This window comes from Desulfuromonas svalbardensis, assembly GCF_055389415.1.
In genome coordinates this window covers 1,683,924-1,707,199 of the sequence record NZ_AP042416.1, presented here as the reverse complement: position 1 = coordinate 1,707,199, position 23,276 = coordinate 1,683,924, and the positions used below count along the sequence as shown (strand labels likewise).

Here is a 23,276-nt window from a genome sequence, read left to right as displayed (position 1 = left end):
AAGGCCCACCAATTGGCGGGCCTTTTTAATGGATCACTATCTGACAGAGAAGATAACTCTCAGTCAATCAACGTTATTTACATCGCGTCGATAATTGCATTCAAAGTCGCACTAGGACGCATTGCAGCGCTAACCTTCGCAACGTTTGGCTTGTAGTAACCATCAATGTCAACAGGTGAACCTTGAGCAGCAAGAAGCTCCTCATTGATTTTTGCCTCATTGGCCACAAGATCAGCAGCTACTTTAACAAACTTGGCTTTCACGTCAGCATCGGTGTCTTGAGCAGCAAGAGCTTTCGCCCAATACAGACCAATATAGAAGCTACTACCACGGTTGTCGATCTCATTGACCTTACGAGAAGGTGCTTTTGCATTTGAGAGATAACCAGTTACTGCCTCATCAAGGGTATCAGCAAACAATTGAGCCGTTGCATTACCTGTAGATGTAGCAACTTGCTCCAAAGATGGAACCAGAGCACAGTACTCACCGAGTGAATCCCAACGCAGGTGACCTTCTTTGAGGAACTGCTCAACGTGCTTAGGAGCACTACCACCAGCACCAGTCTCAAACACACCGCCACCTTGAAGCAGGGGTACGATAGAGAGCATACGAGCACTTGTACCCAGCTCTAAAATTGGGAACAGGTCGGTCAAGTAGTCACGCAGTGCATTACCTGTACACGTGATCGTATTTTCGCCGCGACGACACCGCTCACACGCAAGAACCATGGCATCATCAGGAGTCATGATACGGATATCAAGACCTACTGTATCGTGGTCCTTGAGGTAAGTTTCAACTTTAGCAATGATTTGTGCATCATGCCCACGCTTAGGATCAAGCCAGAAACAAGTAGGTACACCCTCTGCTTTAGCGCGAGTTACTGCCAACTTGACCCAGTCACGAATCGACTCGTCCTTAGTTTGGCAAGAACGGAACACATCACCAGTTTCAACTGTTTGCTCCAGTAATACACTACCAGTTGCATCATCAAGAACCTGAATTTTACCATCGCCAGGAGCAAAGAAAGTCTTATCGTGTGAACCATACTCCTCAGCTTTTTTAGCCATAAGGCCAACGTTGGAAACAGCACCCATTGTTGATGGATCGAACTGACCATTTTTCTGGCAATCTTCAATAACTGTTTGATAGATTGTTGCGTAGCTACGATCAGGAATCAAAGCGATAGTATCTTGAAGCGCGTCTTGAAGGTTCCACATCTGACCACCATCACGAACAACAACTGGCATGGAAGCATCAATGATTACATCGTTGGGTGCATGCAGGTTGGTGATCCCGTTACGCGAGTCAACCATTGCCACAGCAGGACTGGTCTTGTAGACCTCCATAATTGCAGCTTCGATCTCTTCACGTTTGGCATCTTCCAAGCGGTCAAGTTTGGCATATACATCGCCGAGACCATTACTGATATTCACGCCAATTTTGTCAAAATCAGAACCGTACTTTGCAAATACATCCTTATAGAAAACCTTGACGCACTGACCGAAGATATAAGGGTCAGAGATCTTCATCATGGTTGCCTTCAAGTGCAACGAGAACAATACGCCCTCTTTTTTTGCAGCTTCAATTTGCTCGGCAAAGAACACGCGCAATGCAGCCATGTTCATGGAAGAGGAATCGAGAACCTCACCTGCCAGCATAGGAAGGTTTGCTTTCAGTACTTGCTCACTGCCATCGTTGCCAGCAAACTTGAAAGTAACAGTAGTGTCTTTATCAAGCGTTAGTGAAGTCTCACTACCGTAAAAATCGTTATCGCTCATGTGCGCAACACGAGTTTTAGACACTGCAGGCCAAGGCTTCATCATGCGATGTGGATTTGTTTGAGCAGATTTCTTAACAGAAGCCGCTGCACGACGATCAGAGTTACCTTCACGCAATACTGGGTTTACCGCAGAACCGAGGCATTTAGCATAACGAGTTTGCAACTCTTTTTCAGCATCATTTTGTGGCTCTTCAGGATATGTAGGAACAGCATAGCCCTTGCCTTGAAGCTCGGCGATCGCTTCTTGAAGCTGAGGGATAGAAGCACTTACATTAGGAAGCTTAATGATGTTTGCCGCAGGATCTTGAGTAAGCTCACCTAACTGAGTTAGATAATCTGCTACTTTTTGATCATCCTTCAGCGCGTCAGGGAAATTAGCAAGAATACGTCCTGACAAGGAGATGTCACGTGTCTCAACATCAACACCTGAGCCCTTGAGGAATTTTTGTACAATTGGTAGCAACGCATATGTCGCTAACGCTGGTGCTTCATCAATTTCTGACCAAATAATCGTTGACATGTTCTCTCCTTAAGATTGTTGATAACAACTCGCCTGAGGTCTAAGAAAAGGAGAGATAATCCCCTTACTCAGCCAAATGATATGGTCTCAAGCATTGCAAATAAGTGATATAGGTTACTTCAAAACGTTGTATACAGTATGCAAAAGAGCAACCGCTGTCAAGCAAAAACACCGCGGGACAAGAGGGCCCAGCGCTCGCCCTTAAGTCCTTGTCGTTAGGGACAAATTTTCCGTGGACACCAAGTCACAACAAACATATTTCAACAGGACATTCGTCACCCAAAACGGACAAAAACCTAGCACAATCAGCACATTAATCACGTGAGAAAAAAGCTCTTTTTCGCGCAACGCCCAGAAAAGTTAACTATTAATCTTAATCTAGCAAAAGATGTCATCGCGCAATCAATCAACATTTTTCTCACATACCCTCTTCCAATGGCCGCTTATTTACTGTATTAAGAGGGATTCCACTACAGAACGCACACTAAGTACACATGGTTATCGGCTACCCCAAGCACAACCTGTAGTATTTTAAAATAAGGAGTTTCTTGTGAGTATTACTGGTATTAAAGGGATGAACGACATCTTGCCAGCCGATGTGGCAACATGGCAATTTCTAGAGCAAACAGCTCGCGATATTTTTGGCACCTACGGCTGTCAAGAGATTCGCGTGCCTGTCGTTGAAAAAACGGAGCTGTTTTGTCGTTCCATTGGTGAGACAACGGATATTGTTGAAAAAGAGATGTACACCTTTGACGACAAGAGTGACCACTCTCTGACCCTGCGTCCCGAGGGAACAGCACCCGTGATGCGCTCATTCATCCAACACAAGCTCTTCAATCAAGACCAAGTTACCAAGCTTTACTATATGGGGCCGATGTTTCGCTATGAGCGGCCACAAAAAGGGCGTTACCGTCAGTTCCACCAAATCGGTGCTGAGATCATTGGTATCGATGACCCACGTATTGACGCCCAAGTATTAGCGATGCTCAGTCACTATTTTGAAGCGGTTGGCATTGATGACGTCAGCCTACAGATCAACTCACTTGGTTGCCCTGAGTGTCGGCCCAGTTACCGCGCTACCCTGATCGAATTTTTACAACAGCGCATGGAACAACTGTGCCCAGACTGCCAACGCCGTTGTGCCAGCAACCCCCTACGGGTACTCGACTGCAAAGCTAAATCATGCCAAGAGGCGACCGTTGGGGCACCCTCTGTCCTCGACCACCTGTGCACAGACTGCGAAACACATTTCGCCTCGGTTCAAAAGCACCTCGACCTTATTGGCACACCATACAGCATCAATGACCGCATGGTCCGTGGCTTAGATTACTATACAAAAACAACATTTGAGATGATAACCAACAACCTCGGCGCACAAAATGCCGTGGCTGCTGGAGGTCGTTACGATGGCTTAATTGAGGACCTCGGCGGACCATCATTGCCGGGAATTGGCTTTGCTATGGGGGTCGAACGGCTAGCACTCCTGCTTGAAGGCAACGGCATCACGACTGCCACACCTAAACTCTTTATTGCCGCCATGGGGAGTGAAGCTGAAAACATTGCATTTGGCTTGCTCAGTCAATTGCAGCATCACGGTATTTACGCTGAGATGGATTTCAGCGGCAAAAGCCTTAAAGCTCAATTGCGCCGCGCCAATAAGCTCAAGTGCAGCTACACTCTTTTTCTAGGCGAGAACGAACTTGCCGACGGCAACGCACAACTAAAGTGCATGAGTGACGGCGAGCAAACCGCCCTACCGCTTGAAGGTATTTTCGACCAACTGCGCCAGCTACTTGACGCAGCATCGTCAACATCGCTATAATTGCTCTCTTAACGTTTAAACCTGCGCAAACAGAGTCAAGCACCAGAGAGACTCTTTGAAATAAACTATTTTAAATCTTTTATATTGGAGGAAGACCCTTGAACGACGCACTCGGAAACTGGAAAAGGACTCATTACTGCGGCGATTTGACCAGCGACAACATCGGTAAAGAAGTTTGTCTCATGGGCTGGGTACAGCGCCGCCGTGACCACGGCGGGTTAATTTTCATTGACCTGCGTGACCGCGAAGGGATCACACAACTCGCCCTTGACCCCGACCGCGACCCTGAAGCACACGCAAAAGCAGATAAAATTCGTAATGAGTTTGTCATCGCCGTCAAAGGAACCATCTCTCCACGCCCTGAGGGAACCATCAATCCAAAGATGAAAACAGGCGAAGTAGAGATGGAAGTCAGTGAACTACGTATTCTCAACACCTCCAAGACTCCACCATTCCTCCTTGATGATCACGTAGACGTAGCGGAGAACATCCGTCTCAAGCACCGCTACCTTGACTTACGTCGCCCGGCGCTACAAAAGAACATGATCTTGCGCCACAATGTGACAAGAACAGTCCGGAACTACCTTGATGAAAACGGATTTCTTGAAATCGAGACCCCCGTTCTCAACAAGAGCACCCCAGAAGGTGCCCGTGACTTCTTGGTCCCTAGCCGCGTTAACGGTGGTAATTTCTTTGCCTTGCCGCAGTCGCCACAACTATTCAAACAACTGCTAATGGTTTCAGGTTATGACCGCTATTGCCAGATTGTTAAATGTTTCCGCGATGAGGACCTTCGTGCTGACCGCCAACCAGAGTTTACTCAAATTGACTGCGAGATGAGCTTTGTTGACTGCGACGATGTCATCACCATCATGGAAGGGATGATTGCCCGCGTCTTTAAAGAGACCATCGGCGTCGAGGTCCCTGCCAAAATGGCACGCATGACCTATGCTGAAGCACTCAATCGCTTCGGTGTCGACAATCCAGACCTACGTTTTGATCTTGAGCTGGTTGAACTATCGAGCATCGTTGACGGTTGCGGCTTTAAAGTATTTGCCGATGCTGTTAAAAATGGCGGTATGGTTAAGGCTATCAATGCCAAAAAGTGTGCGACATTCTCACGTAAAGACCTCGACAACCTTACCGACTTCGTCAAAATTTATGGCGCCAAAGGTCTGGCGTGGGTCAAGATGACCGAAGACGGCTGGCAGTCACCAATTGGCAAATTCTTCACTCCTGAGGAACTTGAGCAGATCAACCAAGCGATGGACGCTGAAGTTGGCGACCTGCTGATGTTTGTTGCCGACACCACCGCCATCACCAATGAAGCACTCGGTCGCCTGCGTGGTCACCTTGGCCAAAAGCTCGGCTTGGCAGCCAAAGACAATTATCAATTTGTCTGGATCACCGACTTCCCACTCTTGGAATGGGACGGCGAAACGCGCCGCCACATGGCTGTGCACCACCCTTTCACCGCACCTCGCGATGAAGACATGGGCCTACTCGATACCGAGCCAGCCAAAGCTTGCGCAAAGGCTTACGACCTCGTACTTAACGGTTCTGAAATTGGCGGCGGCAGCATCCGTATCCACGACCAACAAATTCAGAGCAAAATGTTTGAACTTCTCGGCATTGGTGCAGAGGAAGCACGCGAAAAGTTCGGTTTTCTTCTTGACGCCCTCGAATTTGGTGCACCACCCCACGGCGGCCTCGCATTTGGCCTCGATCGTTTAGTGATGATCCTAACCGGCTCAGATTCAATTCGCGATGTCATCGCCTTCCCTAAAACCCAAAAGGCCACCTGTTTACTCTCAGGAGCCCCCAGTGCCGTTGAGGAGAAGCAGCTTCAAGAGCTTTCTATCCGCTTGCGCATGAAAAAAAAGGACGTTGCCCCGCAATAAAGTGGTGCCAACCAAACAAACTCTTTACACGTACATAGGTAAATATGGTGTTCGTTTTTCTTCGCAGTATCACAATTTTATTTGCAACATTCTGTGCAACTGGCCTACTGGCCAGTTGCACGGCAACGCAAAAAAACAAAAGCGCTAGCAGCACAGTAACGCTCCCTGTAACCGTAGCAACACCTCAAGCAACAACAGACAGATCGGCCGACAACCATTCCACTGTTACGGGCCATAAAGCCCTAACAACACAACAACATGTTGACCAGCTCCAAAAAGACCAACTACGGGCCTTCACTGAAAAGTATACTTATTCGGCACCAATAACAGTGACTTATGACGCCCCGCAACCAGTGGTTAAGCGTAAAGCAACACCCCACAAAGCAACACCCAACAAAGAAACACTCATCGAATACATCGTGCAAACAGGTGAGAACCTATACTCCATCGCAGCACGAACCAATATTTACCACGAAGGACTTCTCTGGCCACTTATCTACAAAGCAAATCGTGACCAAATAAAAGACCCTCAACAAATATTCCCAGGCCAACTATTAACCATTACGCGAAATCACAGCGAAAACGAAAAAGAGAATGCCCGCGAAACAGCACGAAATTCGGGGATATTTATTCAACAGCACGGCAGTTAACAAAGCACCCCATTATCCGCAAGATAGAGGATAAAACCCCCATCAGATTTTCCCTTGACAGCTTTTACCCTTTTGCATACTGTATACATCGTTCAGCAATGATCTATATCTGACCTTTATAACTTTATATTGAGCATCAATTTCATCTAAATATAAGTATCTTATTAAGTTTACTGTTTAGATGATTGAATATCCCGTGCTGGAGCGACAGGTGTTGCTCCCGCTTTTTATTTCATTTGATTGATTTGAAGGAGAGAGACATGGCAAGAGCAAAAATTTCATTGATCGGTGGCGGTCAAATCGGTGGTGTTTTAGCACAACTTTGCGCACTTCGTGAGCTAGGTGACGTTGTACTATTTGACATCGTTGAAGGATTACCACAAGGCAAAATGCTCGACATCGCTGAAGTTGCACGTGTTGATGGTTTCGATGTAGACCTCAAAGGTACTAACAGCTACGCTGATATTGCTGACTCTGATATTGTTATCGTTACTGCAGGCCTTCCTCGTAAGCCAGGCATGAGCCGCGACGACCTACTCGGCGTTAACGCTAAGATCATGTCACAGGTTTCTGAAGGCATTAAAGAATTTGCTCCTAACGCATTTGTTATCATCATCTCCAATCCTTTGGATGCGATGGTTACACTCTGTCAAAAAGTTACAGGCTTCCCAGCTGAGCGCGTAATGGGTCAAGCGGGTGTTCTCGACTCAAACCGTTTTTGCTCTTTCATCGCTTGGGAATTAGGCGTATCTGTACGCGACGTAAACGCAATGGTACTTGGTGGTCACGGCGACACAATGGTTCCTATCGTTCGTTATGCAAACGTCAACGGTATCCCAGTTATGGAGCAACTTGTTCGCAAGTACGGTAGCGAAGCAAAAGCTCAAGAAGTTATGACTGCAATGGTAGAACGCACTAAGATGGCTGGTGGTGAAGTTGTTAAATTGTTGGGCAATGGCTCAGCATTCTACAGCCCAGCATCATCTGCTATCGGCATGGCTGAAGCAATCTTGCGCGACCAAAAGCGTGTTCTTCCTGTCTGTGCACTTCTTACAGGTGAGTTCGGCGTTGACAACTACTATGTTGGCGTTCCTTGTATCCTCGGCGCTGCTGGCATCGAAGGTATTCTCGAATTTGATCTAGACGCTGAAGAGCAAGCAATGTTTGACAACTCAGTAGCGGCCGTTAAGGGACTCATTGACGAGCTTCCTAGCATCCTACCTGACCTTGCTGACGTGCTTAAAGGTTAATTAAATAGCGTAATCTATAGGCTATATGATCCCAACAAGGGCAATGGAAACATTGCCCTTGTTGTGTGTCACGCGCAAAGGATTAGTAAAAGCTTACCTTTTTCAACATCCCTAACGCTGTTTTAGTCGCGCTAAAAAGTTTTGTATACAATTTTGCCGTTTGCTCTATATCTGCTTGCATAGTACATAGTGTTAGTGATATATGATTCGCGATTGGCAAGTGACGATGTTTGATTGCTGTAAATTTGCAGCATACTTTATTAAAACATCTCTTTTTTTTACAGGAGACAGTATGGCAGAGAACGCAAAACTCATGAGTGCTGAGCAAATTGTCGTAAAATTCACCGGTGATTCTGGTGACGGCATGCAGCTCATCGGTAACCAGCTTACCGCCCTTGCAGCATTGGACGGTAACGATGTTAACTCCCTTCCCGATTATCCTTCTGAAATTCGTGCCCCTACCGGTACGATTGCCGGTGTTTCCGGTTTCCAGATGTGCCTCGGCGATCACAAGATCTACACTGCAGGTGATGCACCTGACGTACTGGTCTCGTTTAACCCTGCAGCTCTCAAGCACAGTGCTCAATTCGTTAAAGCGGGTGGTATCATTATCACCAACTCTGACTCATACACTGAAAAAGCACTCACTAAAGTCGGTTACGAGAGCAACCCTCTCGAAGACGGCAGCTTGAATGGTTATGACGTTAAAGCAATCCCTATGTTCACCCTCGTGCGTGAAGCACTGGCTGAAATGGATATGCCTAACCCAGCAAAAGACCGCTGCAAAAACTTCTTCACCATGGGCGTACTTTGCTGGTTGTTCAACAAGACTCCTCAGCTTGTTCTTGAGTTCATCCAAGAGAAGTTTGGTGCTAATGCTAAGAAGCCGAAGCTGCAAATCGCTGAAGCGAACACTTTAGCGTTTAAAGCCGGCCTACACTACGGTGAAACTGCTATTATGTTCCAAGAGCGTTATGACCTTGGTGCAGCTCAAATTGAAAAAGGTCTTTACCGTAACATTACAGGTAATGACGCAGCAGCAATCGCGATTGCTGCCGCTGGTGCTAAATCAGGTTTGCAACCATTTATCGGTTCTTACCCAATCACCCCAGCAACAGACCTTCTTCACCTTGCATCTGAATTTAAAGATGTCGGTCTAGTCACCATGCAGATGGAAGACGAGATCGCTGGTATTTGCTGTGCGATTGGTGCGGCATGTGCAGGTAATCTTGCATTCACCACAACTTCAGGTCCTGGTTTGGCTCTCAAGACAGAAGCTGCTGGTATGGCTCTGATCCTTGAAGTACCTTTGGTTATCGTTAACGTTCAACGTGGCGGTCCATGTACAGGTCTTCCTACCAAGACAGAGCAATCTGACTTATTGCAATCTATGTTCGGCCGCAACGGTGATAGCTACATGCCTATCATTGCTGCTAACAGCCCAGCTGACTGCTTTGATGCAACGTATCAAGCAGCAAAGATTGCTCTACAATACCGCACACCTGTAATCGTCTTGACTGACGGCTACATTGGTCAAGGTAGCTGCCCATGGAAAGTACCTACCATGGATGAGCTCGAAGACTTAACACCCTATGTAAACTTCTGGACTCCTGAAGATCACCCAGGTGAGACATACATGTCTTACAAGCGTGACCCTGAGACTCTTGCTCGCGACTGGGCTATCCCTGGAACAAAGGGCTGCCAACACCGTATCGGTACTCTTGAAAAAGATGAGACTGGTGCAGTTAGTCACGATCCAATGAATCACCAGTTGATGACAGAGATTCGTAAAGCTAAAGTTGACAACCTAGCCAAGGTTCTTCCTGAGCTTGAGATCAACGGTAAAGATTCTGGCAAAGTACTCGTTATTAGCTGGGGTGGTACTTATGGCGCGGTTAAAGGTGCTGTAGATCGTATGATCACAGAAGGCAAAGAAGTATCAGGTATCAACCTACGTTGGGTATGGCCTTTCCCACCAAACTTAGGTGAGATCATCAGCCGTTTCGACAAAGTACTCGCACCCGAGCTAAACATGGGTCAATTAAGCCTCATGCTTCGCGCCAAATTCCTAGTTGACGTTCAATCTCTGTCTAAAGTACAGGGCGACCCATTCCGTGAGTTTGAGGTCATCGAAAAAGTCAACGAAATGTTAGGAGAATAAGACCATGGCAGATACTCAACTGACAAAAAAATATTTCGCATCCGCTGCGGAAGTAAAGTGGTGCCCAGGCTGTGGTGACTTCGCTATCATGAACGCTGTTCGTGGCGGCATGGTTGCAGCGGGTAAACCTCGTGATGAAGTAGCTATCGTATCAGGTATCGGCTGTTCTAGCCGTTTCCCTTACTACATGGAAACTTACGGCTTTCACACCATTCACGGTCGTGCTGCAGCTATTGCATCGGGTGTTAAAGTAGCGAATCCTAAGCTTGACGTATGGACAATTTCTGGCGATGGCGACTCTACTGCTATTGGTGGAAACCACTTCATCCACGCGATTCGTCGTAACATCAACCTGAACTATGTTCTCATCAACAACAAGATCTATGGTCTCACCAAAGGTCAGTACTCTCCTTGTTCTGACATGGGTCAAATCTCTAAGACCAGCCCTTATGGTGTTATTGACTACCCCATGACACCTTTGCGTGTTGCGGTAAGCCTTGGCGGTACATTTATCGCGCGTAGTATCGATGCACAAATGAAGCTCTCTGAAGAGATTTGTGTACGCGGCGCTAAGCACAGGGGCTTCAGTATGCTTGAGATCCTTGCTAACTGTGTTATCTACAACGATGGCGCACATAAGCAACTCACTGACAAAGCAACAGGCGCTGACTTCTACATCGTTGTACGTGACGGTGAGAAGTTGACTTTCGGTACAGAAGGTCAGTTCTGCCTCGTTCAAGATGGCTTTAAGCTTAAAGCAGCTAAAGTTGCTGATGTTGCTGAAGCGGACATTCTTGTTCACGATGAGAAGAACGTTGAAGTTGCCGCTCTTCTTACTGAGATGCGTCCAGACGATGGCCTACCTATGGCTTTCGGTGTTATCTATGCTGATGACACAAAGAAAACCTATGATGACATGGTATACGAGCAACTTGACGCTGTTAAAGCGAAGCGTGGTCGTACCTTAGATCAAATCATGCAAGAAGGTCACACTTGGACTGTTTAAGTTCACTGTTTGATTAGGTCAAAAAAAAAGGCTTGGGGAATCCCCAAGCCTTTTTTATTTACAATAATCACCGATTATTTATTCAAACAACATATCCCCTGCTCTATCAACACCTTAATTTGTGATGGCAACACAGGCTTTGAGAACAAAAAACCCTGCATCTGCGGACAATTTCTATCAACTAAAAACTCAATCTGCTCGTGAGTTTCTACCCCCTCGGCAATCACATGTAGGCCCATGTTACGTGACATCGCAATAATAGTTTCTACGATCGTAGCATTATCCGTATCATGATAAATATCCACCAAAAAAGATTTGTCGATCTTTAAACGATCAATCGGAAAATTCTTCAAATAGCTTAAAGATGAATATCCGGTGCCGAAATCATCAATGGCAATTTTCACCCCTAAACTTGAAATTTTATGTAATAAATTCAATGCTTGATCGGTGCGTTCAACCAGTACAGATTCAGTGATCTCCAACTCAAGTTGCTCGGAAGGTAAGCCACTTTCATGCAGTGCAGTGAGAATAACCTCAACAAGGTTTGGTTGTTCAAGTTGAACACCTGACAAGTTGACGGAGAGACTCAATTCAACATCAAGCTCGACCTGAAGTTGCTTCAACTCCTTACAGGCACGACGGAGCACCCATTCACCGATAGAAGTAATGAGTCCCGTCTCTTCAGCAACAGGAATAAACATATCGGGTGAAATCAATCCAAATTCAGGATGATTCCAACGCAGTAGGGCTTCAACACCCACCACCTGTTTCGTTGTCCAATCAACTTGCGGTTGGTAACAAATAAATAGCTGTTCTTCTTCAATTGCATGCCTCAAACCATTCTCAAGCTTTAGCTGTTCGACAGCATTAAGATTCATACTCTCGGAGTAGAATTGAAAGCTATCACCTTTCTCACCCTTTGCCGCATACATGGCCATATCAGCATTACGCATCAGATCATCAGCATTGGTGCCATCTTGAGGATAGATAGCAATTCCGACACTACCCGACAACACTAATTCATGACCTTCAAGCACATAAGGACGAGAAAGATTTTTTAGAATTTTTTGCGCAATATGGGGAACATTAAATGAGTTACGATACCCAGATAGAATGACAACAAACTCATCACCACCTAACCGAGCAGCAGTATCGTTTTCACGAAACGAACTGCGCAAACGCTTAGCCGCTTCCCCCAAAAGAAGGTCACCAATATAATGGCCCAAGGTATCGTTGACTTTTTTAAAGTGATCAAAATCAATAAACATCACACCCAAATGATGGTCAAACCGTTTAGCGTCAGCAATGGCATGAATCAAACGATCTTGAAGCAATGTTCGATTAGGCAGGCCTGTTAACTTATCGTAATAAGCAAGCTGAGGGATCTTGACTTCTGCAGCTTTACGTTCTGAGATATCGCGATAAATGGCGCGAATACTATGGGGCTGGTCATTTTCAAAGCGTAAACTTACATTTCCTTCGAGCAACACAGGGCAACCATCTTTGCGCAAAAATGTCACCTCAGCAGAAGTAACAACCTCACCTGCTATGAGAGATTCAAACCGCTGACGACAATGATGGTGGTCGTCAGGACTTATCACATCAAAGATATTGAGCGAATAAATTTCACTATCGCAATAGCCTAAGGTGTCACGCCAAGCTTGGTTTACAAACAGAAAACGGCCATCAAGGTCCACCGACTGTATTAGATCGGATGCATTTTCAAACAGATCATGATAACGCTCTTGCATGCATGCTTGAGCGTGCATGGCTCGGCGTAACCGGCCGGACCAGATCCCCAGCAGTCCGCCGGCAATACTGCCGTAGACACTTGGAAAAACATAATTGGAGAGATTCCAAATATTCGCACCAAATTGAGACTGAGGCACGATTGAAAAAACAGCGAGAATGATCGCGCCAGCAATGGCAAACAGACAAAAATCAATGACGGGTCGAGAACGCAAACGACCAATAAAAATTTTCATAAGAACAGTCCTTGCACAGTCACATTAAGAACGAATTATTCTTTCTAAACCAAACAGCCTGCCATTGAAAGAAGTTAATAACTATACACTTATTGTTTACCCCATTCATCAAAACCCATCCCCTGAAAACGCGGAACCCAAGGTGATGTTTCCATACTTACAGGCTCAGCAGGTTCCAGAGGCTGTACCTGTTGGGCTGGCACAGCAGGTTCCATTGGTAGCACCTGTTGGGGGGAATCTTCGAGGGGAACAGAAGAAACCTCTTCAACGGTAATGGTTTCTGGATCATTTTGAAGCTGCTTGACAGGCTGAATAACACTAGAATCCTGCGCGACATCTATTGGCGGGGTCGTTATTCGCTCAACAGGGCTCTGCTGTGAAACAGGCTGAGTTTTCGGCAAAACAGCCTGTGGTGCAGACACAACCGGTTCTTGCGTTAGAGCTGTCAATGCGGCATTAACACCACCAATGAGATCTTCAGTATTGTTTGAATAAAAATAATCAGAAACAGCTAAAATTTTGGGCTGTTTAACAGAAATCACCTGAACATGAAAACTTTTCACAACTTCGACAGGCTCGCTTTCCTCAGTTAAGTCTGTCTGTCTCATCCAACGACAGACAACCCGTGCTTGAGCTTGCTCATGATCAGCAACGACATGCCACCCCAAGCGCGTTAATATACTTACAATATCAGCCGTTGTCACATCCTCGGGAGCTTGCTCATGCTCAACGACCACAACAGAAATATTTCGTGCTGACCACGAAGAATCGAAATCAACATTCAAATGGCTGCAACTGATACATAAGAAAGAGACAACAAGCACCATAAATAATTGAATGGCACGAATTCGGAATATTTTTTTCATTGGAGCGGCTCCTTCACTTTTAGTGGCCAGGTTTCATCGATTAACTTAATCACTTCCTGCTCTAGCAACACGACAGGCAGCATCCGCGTTAACGGTCGAATCTCGCGCGGGTTCTTAATCCATTTTTTCAAGCCTTGAACATCCCAAGGCTGGTTGTCTTTAAACGATTTGGGGTAAAACTGACTCAGCAGTCCCGACAAATTTGGTGCAATATCCCCTATCCCAAGACCTCCTTGTTGTGCCGTCAACACGCGATGACAGTTACCACAATGTTTTTCAAACAGGTTTTCTTCATCAACTTCATTTTCAAAATGGACAATTTGTGGTGGTTGCAAACCGGGCTTTTGTGGCCTAAGTCCAGCAGCAAAAATGACATTAACAAGAGCATCCACGTCGTCGTGTTGTAGTGAAAAATCTGGCATAAAAAAAGCGGGGGCACGGATCGAGGTAACCACTTCAGCGGGTAAAACTTGATGAAATAATCGATCTAAATCGGTCGCTACTGAGTTGCCTTTACCTGCCAAAACGTGACAGCGACGACATGCCAACAAATCAACGAGATGTTGACCACGCTTTACAACATTAGACTCGGGGAAACGATACCAGGAGTGACTCGCTTCAATAAGGCGATAATGTGCCAGGTCCCGTCGTAAAGTCGTTGGATTACCACGATGGCAACCAACACAGCCCATCGTCTGCAACGACACGTCATGGTGCCGTTGCGCAGCCCTCGCACCACCACAGAGGTCGTGACAACGCAAACAGCTGGATGGCACTGCTAAGCATTCGCTCGCCCACGTAAGGACGATAACCGTAATTAAAAGAACCAGCCGAATGACCAATTTTCGCCTCTAAAATAAAATGCCACCACCGTCAGAGCAATAATCACTAAAAACGAGATCACTGTTGCCAAATTAATTATTTTTTGATCCGCAGGAAACCACTGTGCGTGCTCACTCGGGCTCATCTTCGGCAGCCAAGGTAACGCGCAAAACACACCCCCGAGAAGGATAATAGGGTAGATCGCGTACTTACTGTAACTAACCAACTCTTGCATCCAGATGAGAAACCATGCCGCACGCGAGGGGTTGGGAACCCGTGACACATCGGCGGGGTCAAGTAATGGTGCAGGGAACAGTGCGGCAAACACCACGACAAGCAGGACAATAGCCGCCATCGATTGTTTGATTAAGCGGAAAAAAACAGGATCACTTTTTACATAATTTTTCACAGGTACGGTAACACCCCTTTTTGCTTGCGAATTTTATAAAAATGTAAAAAACACAACATCAATGTTACCCCAGGCAGAACCACAACATGCAGCACATAAAAGCGCAACAGCGATAATGGCTGACCGACTGCATCGGGGACTAAAAAGCCATGCAGCAACTCACCGAAGGGAACCACGCGGAGTAATTCCATCCCCGTTTGTGTCGCCCACAGTGCCAGTTGATCCATCGGCAACAGATAACCGGTGTAACCAGAAAACAACCCTAAACATAACAGCATGAAGCCAATCAACCAGTTCATCTCACGCGGCTTGCGATAGGCACCCGTCAATATCACCCGCAGGGTATGCAAGAAAAGAAGAATCAAATAAAAATTTGACGCCGTGCGATGCAAACTGTGCAAAAAATGTCCGGCAAACACCTGCTCTTCAATATAAAGAATGGAGTTGTACGCATGATCAGCATGCGGTTGATAGTACATCGACAACAACAGCCCACTCACCATCAACACCATAAAAAGTGTAAAGGCCATGCCCCCCAAACAAAAGGTATAGCTAATGCGTAAGTTGCGCTCAATAACCACCCGCGGAAACAAATGTTTAATAAAATCTTTAATCACAGGAGTACCCTTTATCACGCGCTATAATGCTATCCATAAACAACCCAATCCTCACCCTGTTGTTGTAACTCTAAGCGCGGCAGATCTTTGTCAGCTGGCCCCTTTAGCACAACACCAAACCGATCAAACACACTCCCATGACACGGACAACTCAGGCCCTTTGGTGTCACACTCAAAGTACAGCCTAAATGCGTGCATACCAAACTCAGGACATAAACAGTTCCCTCTTCACGAATCAAAGCGAACCGTTGTTGACGGTACACCAGAGCACCGCGACCAGGAACTGATGCCATTGGAACCCGAGCCAACAATGTTTTCGCTACGGAAGCTGGGGCAAAGAACTTTTGCAGAAACCATAGCCCCGCACCTGCCGCTACTGCGGTGCGGAGGAAGTTTCGTCTTTTTTTAGAAAAGTTTGCCATTTTCTCACATACAGTTCGGCATAGTTGCGATCTCGACGCGACATGCGTTGAAACCGTTCTGCCGGATAAAAGGATCCATTAACAACCTGTTGTCCATCTTGACTCCAAAAGCTTGATAAACCAAGACCGTCTCGGTCTGGACGGTAGATCCGTTTCTCTTCAGGTTGCAACATGAACCGCCGTGGTTCATTGTGACAACTATCGCACATTACGGTACCGCGACGAATGGTGTGCGGCGTATAGGCTTTCCATTCAGCAGCAAGCAACCGATTTTCATCACCCACAGGCTGATTGTTCTCTATCTCACTGTAATAAGCAATAAACTGTGGGCGGATCGGGCTGACACGGCCGCGTTCATTTAAGCCCAGAATCGGCGAATCTTGCCGTTTCAAATAACTACTTTTGACATACTGATCATTCGTTGGCCGCACTCTAAAAAAATTACGATTCGAACTGTCCGTCGTTTTGATATAAAACGTGCCATATTCTTGCGCCGACCATGCCGCATGGCAGCTCACACACTCCATCTTCTCTAAGTGAGCGGCAACGCTGTGTTCAATCACATTCGGGTCGGGGTCATGGCAGTCAAGACAACTGCTGGCGACAACCTTACCCTGTTGCAAGCTCGCCATGGTATGACAATCGCCGCAATCCATCCCCGCTTCAGCGTGGACATCGGGGCGCATTTTTAAATAATATTGACCGTGATTTTGACCACCACGTTGATAGCGCACACTGTCTTCACGAGGCGCACGACCTGAAAAATCCCAGCCGACAAAGTAACCATTATGACATTGCGAACAAGTCTCGGTAGAGGGGCGATCAATAGCATGCCCTTCGCCATGACAATCCAAACAACGTGTCACATGGCAGCCCATACAGTTGGTGTCAAAGAACTGCGGATCGGCTTGCGACCAACTTCGCTGACAGAACTCCTGCTCCGCCTCACGTGTACTCATGGCGTGATCAAAAATATGCTCTGACTGCTCATGGCAGCCCGAGCAACCAACCGCTTTGTTAGCAATGGTTGTTGGATCAGCAACATTACCCGCCGCACCATGACACGCGCGACAGCCTAGCGTTGCATGAACACCGCGAACAACGTGTTCATGGCAATCCTGACACGCTGCCCCAGCAGTCAATTCGGCCAATTGTGCATGGGCTGGTATCGGCTCGGCATGGGTCGGTATAGGTTCGGCATGGGCCGTAACGATGCTACTGAGTACCAGCAGCGCTATTAAAACACTCTTCAACACGATTATAATCCAGTGATTGTTGATAGATAGGATCTTTCGGCTGATCATGGCACACCAAGCATTGATTGACAGCCAAAATACGATGAACTTCTTGATCATTTAACGCCCGACTATGTTCGCGTACCACACCTGAGAATGATTGCACTTCCCCCTGCTGCATCACCATAAAACCATCCAACGGCAAGTTCTCGGCCTTTTCGCACAGCAAGGTGCTTTCAACACTCTGTCCCTCGACAACATGCTGACCAAAGCCCAAAAATGCGGGATTAGCATGGCACTCGCTACAGCCGACAGCCTTAGCCGCGGTATTGTGAGAATAAAACGGTGCAAAACGCAGTTGCTTTTTGCCCTTAAATGTTGAAACGTACTCCTCCACCTGCGGTTTAGCCTCTGCATCAAGTATCGTGACAAAGGTTTGACAACCTGGAGTTAGGGGCGCAATTTTACCGCGCTGATCTAAAGCTAACGGAAAGGGGTACAACGAACGATAATCCTCTGTTTCGCTAAAGCTGCCGCGTGTTTTACGGCCAAGGACGTAATCCATCCCTTGTTGCGACTGATCATACTCGGTATGACAACCAAAACATTGCGGCACTGCAGCCGAATGACACGCATAGCACTCCATTCGCTCATGACCGACAATCTGATGTTCAGGAGTACCTGTGATCACTTTGCTAATATGCTCACGTCCGTCACGCTTACCCACCACAACGACCTTGCCATCACGATAAAAAACATTAGAGTAAGGACGCCCCTTTGACGTTAACACCAAAGCATCACCGCTATAGACCTGCTGCTGATAACTACGCGATTCGCGCACCGCTTCATCATTTTCACGTTCTACTATTTGTACTTTGGGACGCTCTAACGCGCTGCCATGGCAATCTTCACACGACACCTCGGTTTGTAAATACATATTTTCATACGCATAACCATCACCCATCACATCACGAGAGGTATGACAATCAATACATTCTAAACCTTTTTCATGGTGGATATCAGCTTGAATTTGGGTCACGTTACGCGCGCCAGAGATCACTTCGGGGCCGGGGAAGGCATTGCGCACCGGAACGCCACCGCTATTGCCATCGTTCATCCCCTGATAAGACAGGGCGATACGTCCGCTACGGTTGTGACAACGGATGCACACGGTATTGGTTGGCAACGGCTCAAGTCGGTGAGTTTCTGAATGGGGCCATTTATTGCGTAAACTGAGATCATTGCCCTGATAAGTGCCATTTTCGTTAAAAGGGAAATGGCAGGCAGCACAGCCGGACGCATGGGAACCTTTCCACGATTGGGTTGACTCAACCCCCACATGACAAAGAGCACAGTATTTACGATACAATTCTCCCGCCAAATTGTTCAACTCGCGAACAGAGTGCAACTCAACAGGTTCACCTTGAGCATCAAATTGTTGCTGGGCGCTTGTGGCATACAGACCCTCTTCGCCGCCCTCCCAGGTCAATCGAATATTCTTAATAAAGCCGGTATTGGTAAACATCAGGTTTGATTTTAGCCGACGTAATTGATATTCATGGCACTTCCCACACGTTTTATCCCAAAATTCTGGGTCGGATGGATTGCGCGGGCCGTACATACTCGCGTGAGCCGCTTTTTTATCGACTAAGCTCGCATCACCGCCGTGACATTCGATACAATCGCCATGATTCTCTGATGCAAGCTCTAAACCAGCATGACAACGCACACACTGTGAGGCAGGCTCTGAAAACATACAGCCAAAGCACATACAACATAAAACAACCACCACTGATAAACAAAAATATCGAAGCATGAAACCCTAAGGGTAAAGGTGAGGAGCGAAACAGCACAGATAGTGTCCTAAATCTAGCATAGTTCTGAACTTTGCCCAACGGTAAACACCACAAAAAAATGCCCGCACAACATCGTTGTACGGGCATTTTTTATCCGATCATTTCAACTCAAATCAAGCGTTAGAAGCGCACCTGAATTTGTGCTGTTAAACTATCAAAATCTTCAACATCAGCTGACTCGGTGTCATAATCAGTTGCTGAATACTCAACAGTGAGCTTCAATTGCTGGCCACGGAAGTAATAGTTAAAACCACCACCATACCAGTCAATTTCTTGGTCAAAAATACTATCTAGCTGAGCAAAAGACCAGTTTTCAGCACGAACGAAAAACTGAAGTGGTGTATTTGGTAGCATGTAACCAATCTTGGTATAACCACCATTTTTCTCGCCAGTGAGACCATAAGTAAGAGTGTCAGCATCATCACCCTGATAAGCATCATCAAGATCATAATCTACATAAGCGGTAGAGAATGTGAAGGTACCGATATCTTCAAGAGGATACTCGAAGAACAGATCGGCAGTCCACGCCTTGTAGTCAACAGCATCTAACTCCGTAGCATCAGAATAAGCAACGTCTTTCTCCATGGAGTAAGCAGCACCGATGGTCAATACTTTCTTCTTGCCCATGTAAGTACCCTTGTAGCCATAACCTTTTTCTGGATCAAGCAGGGAGACGTGAGCACGAGCGGTATAACGGAAGTTAGAATCAGGAGCAGAGGCAGAATCATTACGACCATTCATCACATCAACACGGTACTGAAACTTGTCCTCAAACAGATTACCGAACACGGCAACACCCTTATCACGGGTGCTAACATAAGGAGCACGGATCATGACTGAACGATCTAAACTCAGCGGATCCTCACAGGATTCAAGGTTTTCACGAGTTAGGTTGTACTTAAATTTACCCGCGCGAACTTGAAGGGCGTTGCTGAACTTGTAGCGGATCTGAGCGTCAAGCATTTGGAAGTTACTACTAGAGCCATCAGTAACAGCGAACGGGCTGATATTGACATCCTCAGAGTACTCGGTTTGAACATAGAGCCCGAGCTTGCCATAAGCACCCATTAAAGCGATACGGTTACGACGGAAGTTAAACTCCATGCTGTCGTCATCATCGGCACCAGCACCATTATCACGCCAGTCAAGTTGAAACTGACCTTTATATTCAAGCTTCATCAGGCCTTCATCATCAGGGCCAAAAGTCCATGTTGGCCCAGCAAATGCTGCAGTGGCAAACAGAGTACACGCCAGCAGCAGACTGCTAACAACGCCAATTTTTGTTAATTTAACCATAAAAAACTCCCTTAAGTTCAAAGCTCCACTCCCCTCTGAGGGAGTGGAGCAATTCATTTAAATCTTAGCAACCTACTGTTGCACCACCACCAGCTGTAGGTGGAGCAACGACAGGCGCATCGTCCTGATTAGTCAGGATCTGATACTCGAAGTCAGCATTTTCAATCTGATTTGCTGCGGTATCGCTAGGCAGCAGATCGAGAGCAGCCGCATCAGCATTCAGAGCCTCAAGAGCCGCAGTGTGATCAACATTGTAGTTGATGATCTGCATGTACTCAGAGCTATCAGTTGCCCAAGCACTATCTGCAAGCTCACCACCTTTTGCTGTATCAGCAGACATTTTGCCCCATTGGCTCCAAGAACCATCGTAGGTCATAACATCAAGACCCATGATAGCGTCCATAACAAAGAAGCCAGTTGAAGCGATGTAACCAGTACGACAGTAAGAGTACACAGGATTGCTGTAAGAACCATCGCTGGAGAACGCAGACACGTCAATACCTGCCGCTAGCATCTCAGCTGCAATTTCAGCTTTAGACTTATAAACTAAGTTACCACCAGCATAGTCGGTATTGAAGTTTTGCCAGCTGAAGAAAGTACCATTATTGAGGCGACCTTCAAAGACACCATAGTCACCACTTGCGCCAAACACGCCAGGCGTTCCTGCTGTAGCAGCTTTGTCGCCACGGAAATCAATCGCAGTACCACGATTATCACGGGCTGCATCCATCAACTCAGCTAAAGCAACACGAGTATCCAGTTGCACACCAGAGTTCAGGTCAGCAACACTGAGAGTCGAAGCAGTAACGGTCGGAGCATCATCTGTGAGGTCAGGAGTTGGCCACGCAGCATTGTAACCATTAAGAACTTTGATACGTGCTTTATCGAAGCCCCAGTAACGGAACAAGAAGTAAGCACGGCTTGGGAAGTACGTCGCAGTTGCCGACGAAGTGATAACAACAGTGGTGTTCGCATCAATACCAGCAGCTTGGATACGAGCGTCCATACTGGCTCCGTCGAGTACCATGTTTACTGCCGGAGCAGGACCCTCAGTACGAACGATAGCTTGACCAACATAGTTCCACAGCTGAGCACCAGGAATGTGCGCCGTACCGTAAGCCAACTCACTGGTAACGTCGAGAATGACAACCTTCTCACCCGATGCTGCATTGACTAGACCTGCATCCATCCAACCTTCGAGAGTATCGTAGTCGATCATGACGTTATCGTTAAATGTTTTGGTCAAGACAGGGGCATCCATGTCGATGCCACCCATTCCAGCAGCGTAATCAGCATCGGCCGCTTCGACCTGGCTTTGAACAACATCACTATTGTCTGCAGGTACATCACCGGTAAACGGTGCAGCCTGAGGAGCAACAGCAGAAGCAGCATCAAGAGTTTCAATGGTTAAAGGAGAGGCAATATCGTCATTGTAATTGTAGACTTCAAGATATTCGTCGATTGCCCATGCAGAACCAGGAGGAAGCTCACCACCTGCTGCAGTAAAATCAGAGTACTTACCAAACTGGCTCCAAGAACCATCGTAGAGTTGAACGTCTACGCCTAACAGAGCGTCGAGGGCAAAGAACAGCGGTGTTGCAGAATAGCCGGACGTACAGTAAACGGTCGCCTTCTTATCTGCAGAGAATGTAGTGGTAGCTTCAAATATTGCTAGAATATCAGCAGCACTCTTGAATTTACCACCCTTGTAAGTATCTACATACAAGCCACCTTGGCCAATGAATTCGCCGCCTGCAGGATGACCATCGACAACAACAACGCCGTCACCCGCGGGTGGGACATAACCAGGGGTCACACCTTCACCATTATAATTTGTAGCACCGCGAGCATCGAACACCATATTGGTGGTTGAGCCTGGCAGAACTTTTACAATTTCAATCATTTCACCAACGGAAGCACGCAGATCGTCGTTCAACCCGGCAAGCTTCTGCACGCTGAAAGTCGAAGCAGTGGGAATTGGTACATCCGTGGTCATCAGTTCAGGATAAGCCGCCGCAAACGCGGTATTACCGCCATCGAGAACTTTCAGGTTATCACGAGAGAAACCCCAGTAGCGGAACATCCAGTAAGCGCGGGTGGTGAAATACCCAGGATTGCCTTCCTTAGTGGTAAAGACAATAGTGGTATTTTCATCAATACCCAGACGTTGGATCACGGAATCAATCTGTGCACCAGTAGCGACCATCGGATATGCTTCAGCAATCCCGTCAACACGCTGAGAGCGCAGGTCACCGATGTCTACGCGACAAGAGCCCTTAATGCGATCAACGCCCAGAGCTTCTGCTGTAGGATAGGAACCGTAATCGAGAACAACCACCTTACGGTCAAAAGAAGCAGCCGCACCAACCTGGCCACTGGCAATCCAAGCTGCAACAGTATCAGCACCAACCAATACATCAGTTGCCGCGCCATTAATCGGAGCAGTCTCAGTTGTCGCAGGCGTATCGTAGCTATCAGAGCCGCCTCCACCACCAGAACCACAACCCGTCAACACCAGACTCGACAATGCGAGCACTGAGGCAAACAGCACCACATTGCTTTTTGCGTTTTTTAACACTTTTTGAATCATGTAGCCTCCACGTAAGTTAAAAAAACCTCTGTTACCCAAACCGTAGACCATCACTTCCCAATCAGGCCTACACGGACGATTATTC

At 46.9% G+C, this 23,276-nt stretch carries 17 protein-coding genes; 6 read left to right on the top strand and 11 right to left on the bottom strand.

Translation table 11 applies throughout. The features are described from left to right. Positions 1–77: 77 nt before the first annotated feature. Positions 78–2,300 (bottom strand): NADP-dependent isocitrate dehydrogenase, encoded by a 2,223-nt coding sequence (locus tag ACZ5KY_RS07660; protein WP_464243305.1) that lies wholly within the window; start codon positions 2,298–2,300, stop codon positions 78–80. A 574-nt stretch (positions 2,301–2,874) separates the two neighbouring features. Between ACZ5KY_RS07660 and hisS the strand changes: the two genes are divergently transcribed. The 6 genes from hisS to ACZ5KY_RS07630 all read left to right on the top strand — a co-directional run bounded on the left by hisS (position 2,875) and on the right by ACZ5KY_RS07630 (position 11,093). Continuing rightward, positions 2,875–4,125, top strand: coding sequence for a histidine--tRNA ligase (hisS, locus tag ACZ5KY_RS07655; RefSeq protein ID WP_464244647.1), 1,251 nt, complete (start codon positions 2,875–2,877; stop codon positions 4,123–4,125). A gap of 98 nt (positions 4,126–4,223) precedes the next feature. Beyond that, positions 4,224–6,026 carry an aspartate--tRNA ligase gene (gene aspS, locus ACZ5KY_RS07650; RefSeq protein ID WP_464243304.1) on the top strand — a complete coding sequence of 601 codons (1,803 nt, stop codon included), beginning with the start codon at positions 4,224–4,226 and terminating at the stop codon, positions 6,024–6,026. Positions 6,027–6,070: 44 nt separating this feature from the next. Beyond that, complete coding sequence (locus ACZ5KY_RS07645) at positions 6,071–6,676, top strand: LysM peptidoglycan-binding domain-containing protein (RefSeq protein ID WP_464243303.1); 606 nt, start codon at positions 6,071–6,073, stop codon at positions 6,674–6,676. Between the two features lie 260 nt (positions 6,677–6,936). Then, entirely contained in the window at positions 6,937–7,926 is a 990-nt protein-coding gene (gene mdh / locus ACZ5KY_RS07640) for a malate dehydrogenase (protein ID WP_464243302.1), read from the top strand. Positions 7,927–8,218: 292 nt separating this feature from the next. After that, positions 8,219–10,087 carry a 2-oxoacid:acceptor oxidoreductase subunit alpha gene (locus ACZ5KY_RS07635; protein ID WP_464243301.1) on the top strand — a complete coding sequence of 623 codons (1,869 nt, stop codon included), beginning with the start codon at positions 8,219–8,221 and terminating at the stop codon, positions 10,085–10,087. Between the two features lie 4 nt (positions 10,088–10,091). Next, positions 10,092–11,093, top strand: a complete 1,002-nt coding sequence (locus ACZ5KY_RS07630; protein ID WP_464243300.1) for a 2-oxoacid:ferredoxin oxidoreductase subunit beta — start codon at positions 10,092–10,094, stop codon at positions 11,091–11,093. A gap of 74 nt (positions 11,094–11,167) precedes the next feature. Here ACZ5KY_RS07630 and ACZ5KY_RS07625 read toward each other — a convergent pair whose 3' ends face one another. The 10 genes from ACZ5KY_RS07625 to extH all read right to left on the bottom strand — a co-directional run bounded on the left by ACZ5KY_RS07625 (position 11,168) and on the right by extH (position 23,191). Then, positions 11,168–13,078 (bottom strand): putative bifunctional diguanylate cyclase/phosphodiesterase, encoded by a 1,911-nt coding sequence (locus ACZ5KY_RS07625; protein WP_464243299.1) that lies wholly within the window; start codon positions 13,076–13,078, stop codon positions 11,168–11,170. 89 nt (positions 13,079–13,167) lie between these two features. Then, a complete protein-coding gene (locus ACZ5KY_RS07620) occupies positions 13,168–13,944 on the bottom strand; it encodes a hypothetical protein (RefSeq protein ID WP_464243298.1) in 777 nt (258 codons plus the stop codon). Next, positions 13,941–14,786 (bottom strand): selenite/tellurite reduction operon c-type cytochrome lipoprotein ExtS, encoded by an 846-nt coding sequence (extS, locus tag ACZ5KY_RS07615; RefSeq protein ID WP_464243297.1) that lies wholly within the window; start codon positions 14,784–14,786, stop codon positions 13,941–13,943. The genes ACZ5KY_RS07620 and extS overlap by 4 nt, the downstream gene beginning before the upstream one ends. Next, positions 14,762–15,175 carry a selenite/tellurite reduction operon b-type cytochrome membrane protein ExtQ gene (extQ, locus tag ACZ5KY_RS07610; protein WP_464243295.1) on the bottom strand — a complete coding sequence of 138 codons (414 nt, stop codon included), beginning with the start codon at positions 15,173–15,175 and terminating at the stop codon, positions 14,762–14,764. The genes extS and extQ overlap by 25 nt, the downstream gene beginning before the upstream one ends. After that, positions 15,172–15,792: a cytochrome b N-terminal domain-containing protein gene (locus ACZ5KY_RS07605; protein ID WP_464243294.1), complete on the bottom strand. Its 621-nt coding sequence runs from the start codon at positions 15,790–15,792 to the stop codon at positions 15,172–15,174. The genes extQ and ACZ5KY_RS07605 overlap by 4 nt, the downstream gene beginning before the upstream one ends. Positions 15,793–15,821: 29 nt before the next feature. Continuing rightward, positions 15,822–16,214 carry a QcrA and Rieske domain-containing protein gene (locus ACZ5KY_RS07600; protein WP_464243293.1) on the bottom strand — a complete coding sequence of 131 codons (393 nt, stop codon included), beginning with the start codon at positions 16,212–16,214 and terminating at the stop codon, positions 15,822–15,824. Next, positions 16,166–17,470 carry a selenite/tellurite reduction operon b-type cytochrome iron-sulfur cluster-binding subunit ExtO gene (extO, locus tag ACZ5KY_RS07595; RefSeq protein ID WP_464243292.1) on the bottom strand — a complete coding sequence of 435 codons (1,305 nt, stop codon included), beginning with the start codon at positions 17,468–17,470 and terminating at the stop codon, positions 16,166–16,168. The genes ACZ5KY_RS07600 and extO overlap by 49 nt, the downstream gene beginning before the upstream one ends. After that, positions 17,430–19,205, bottom strand: a complete 1,776-nt coding sequence (gene extM / locus ACZ5KY_RS07590; protein ID WP_464243291.1) for a selenite/tellurite reduction operon c-type cytochrome ExtM — start codon at positions 19,203–19,205, stop codon at positions 17,430–17,432. Before extM ends, extO begins: the two co-directional genes overlap by 41 nt. A gap of 220 nt (positions 19,206–19,425) precedes the next feature. Further along, positions 19,426–20,601, bottom strand: coding sequence for a selenite/tellurite reduction operon porin ExtI (gene extI / locus ACZ5KY_RS07585; protein WP_464243290.1), 1,176 nt, complete (start codon positions 20,599–20,601; stop codon positions 19,426–19,428). Positions 20,602–20,665: 64 nt separating this feature from the next. Then, the gene (extH, locus tag ACZ5KY_RS07580) at positions 20,666–23,191 is read right to left on the bottom strand and encodes a selenite/tellurite reduction operon rhodanese-like protein ExtH (protein WP_464243289.1); all 2,526 of its coding nucleotides are present in this window, start codon (positions 23,189–23,191) and stop codon (positions 20,666–20,668) included. Positions 23,192–23,276 lie beyond the last annotated feature (85 nt).

Excerpts from the sequence above, each read along its gene's own strand:
- ACZ5KY_RS07660 (WP_464243305.1), bottom strand. The coding sequence starts at position 2,300 with ATGTCAACGATTATTTGGTCAGAAATTGATGAAGCACCAGCGTTAGCG.
- hisS (WP_464244647.1), top strand. The coding sequence starts at position 2,875 with ATGAACGACATCTTGCCAGCCGATGTGGCAACATGGCAATTTCTAGAG.
- ACZ5KY_RS07645 (WP_464243303.1), top strand. The coding sequence starts at position 6,071 with ATGGTGTTCGTTTTTCTTCGCAGTATCACAATTTTATTTGCAACATTC.
- mdh (WP_464243302.1), top strand. The coding sequence starts at position 6,937 with ATGGCAAGAGCAAAAATTTCATTGATCGGTGGCGGTCAAATCGGTGGT.
- ACZ5KY_RS07635 (WP_464243301.1), top strand. The coding sequence starts at position 8,219 with ATGGCAGAGAACGCAAAACTCATGAGTGCTGAGCAAATTGTCGTAAAA.
- ACZ5KY_RS07630 (WP_464243300.1), top strand. The coding sequence starts at position 10,092 with ATGGCAGATACTCAACTGACAAAAAAATATTTCGCATCCGCTGCGGAA.
- ACZ5KY_RS07625 (WP_464243299.1), bottom strand. The coding sequence starts at position 13,078 with ATGAAAATTTTTATTGGTCGTTTGCGTTCTCGACCCGTCATTGATTTT.
- ACZ5KY_RS07620 (WP_464243298.1), bottom strand. The coding sequence starts at position 13,944 with ATGAAAAAAATATTCCGAATTCGTGCCATTCAATTATTTATGGTGCTT.
- ACZ5KY_RS07600 (WP_464243293.1), bottom strand. The coding sequence starts at position 16,214 with ATGGCAAACTTTTCTAAAAAAAGACGAAACTTCCTCCGCACCGCAGTA.
- extM (WP_464243291.1), bottom strand. The coding sequence starts at position 19,205 with ATGTTTTCAGAGCCTGCCTCACAGTGTGTGCGTTGTCATGCTGGTTTA.
- extI (WP_464243290.1), bottom strand. The coding sequence starts at position 20,601 with ATGGTTAAATTAACAAAAATTGGCGTTGTTAGCAGTCTGCTGCTGGCG.
- extH (WP_464243289.1), bottom strand. The coding sequence starts at position 23,191 with ATGATTCAAAAAGTGTTAAAAAACGCAAAAAGCAATGTGGTGCTGTTT.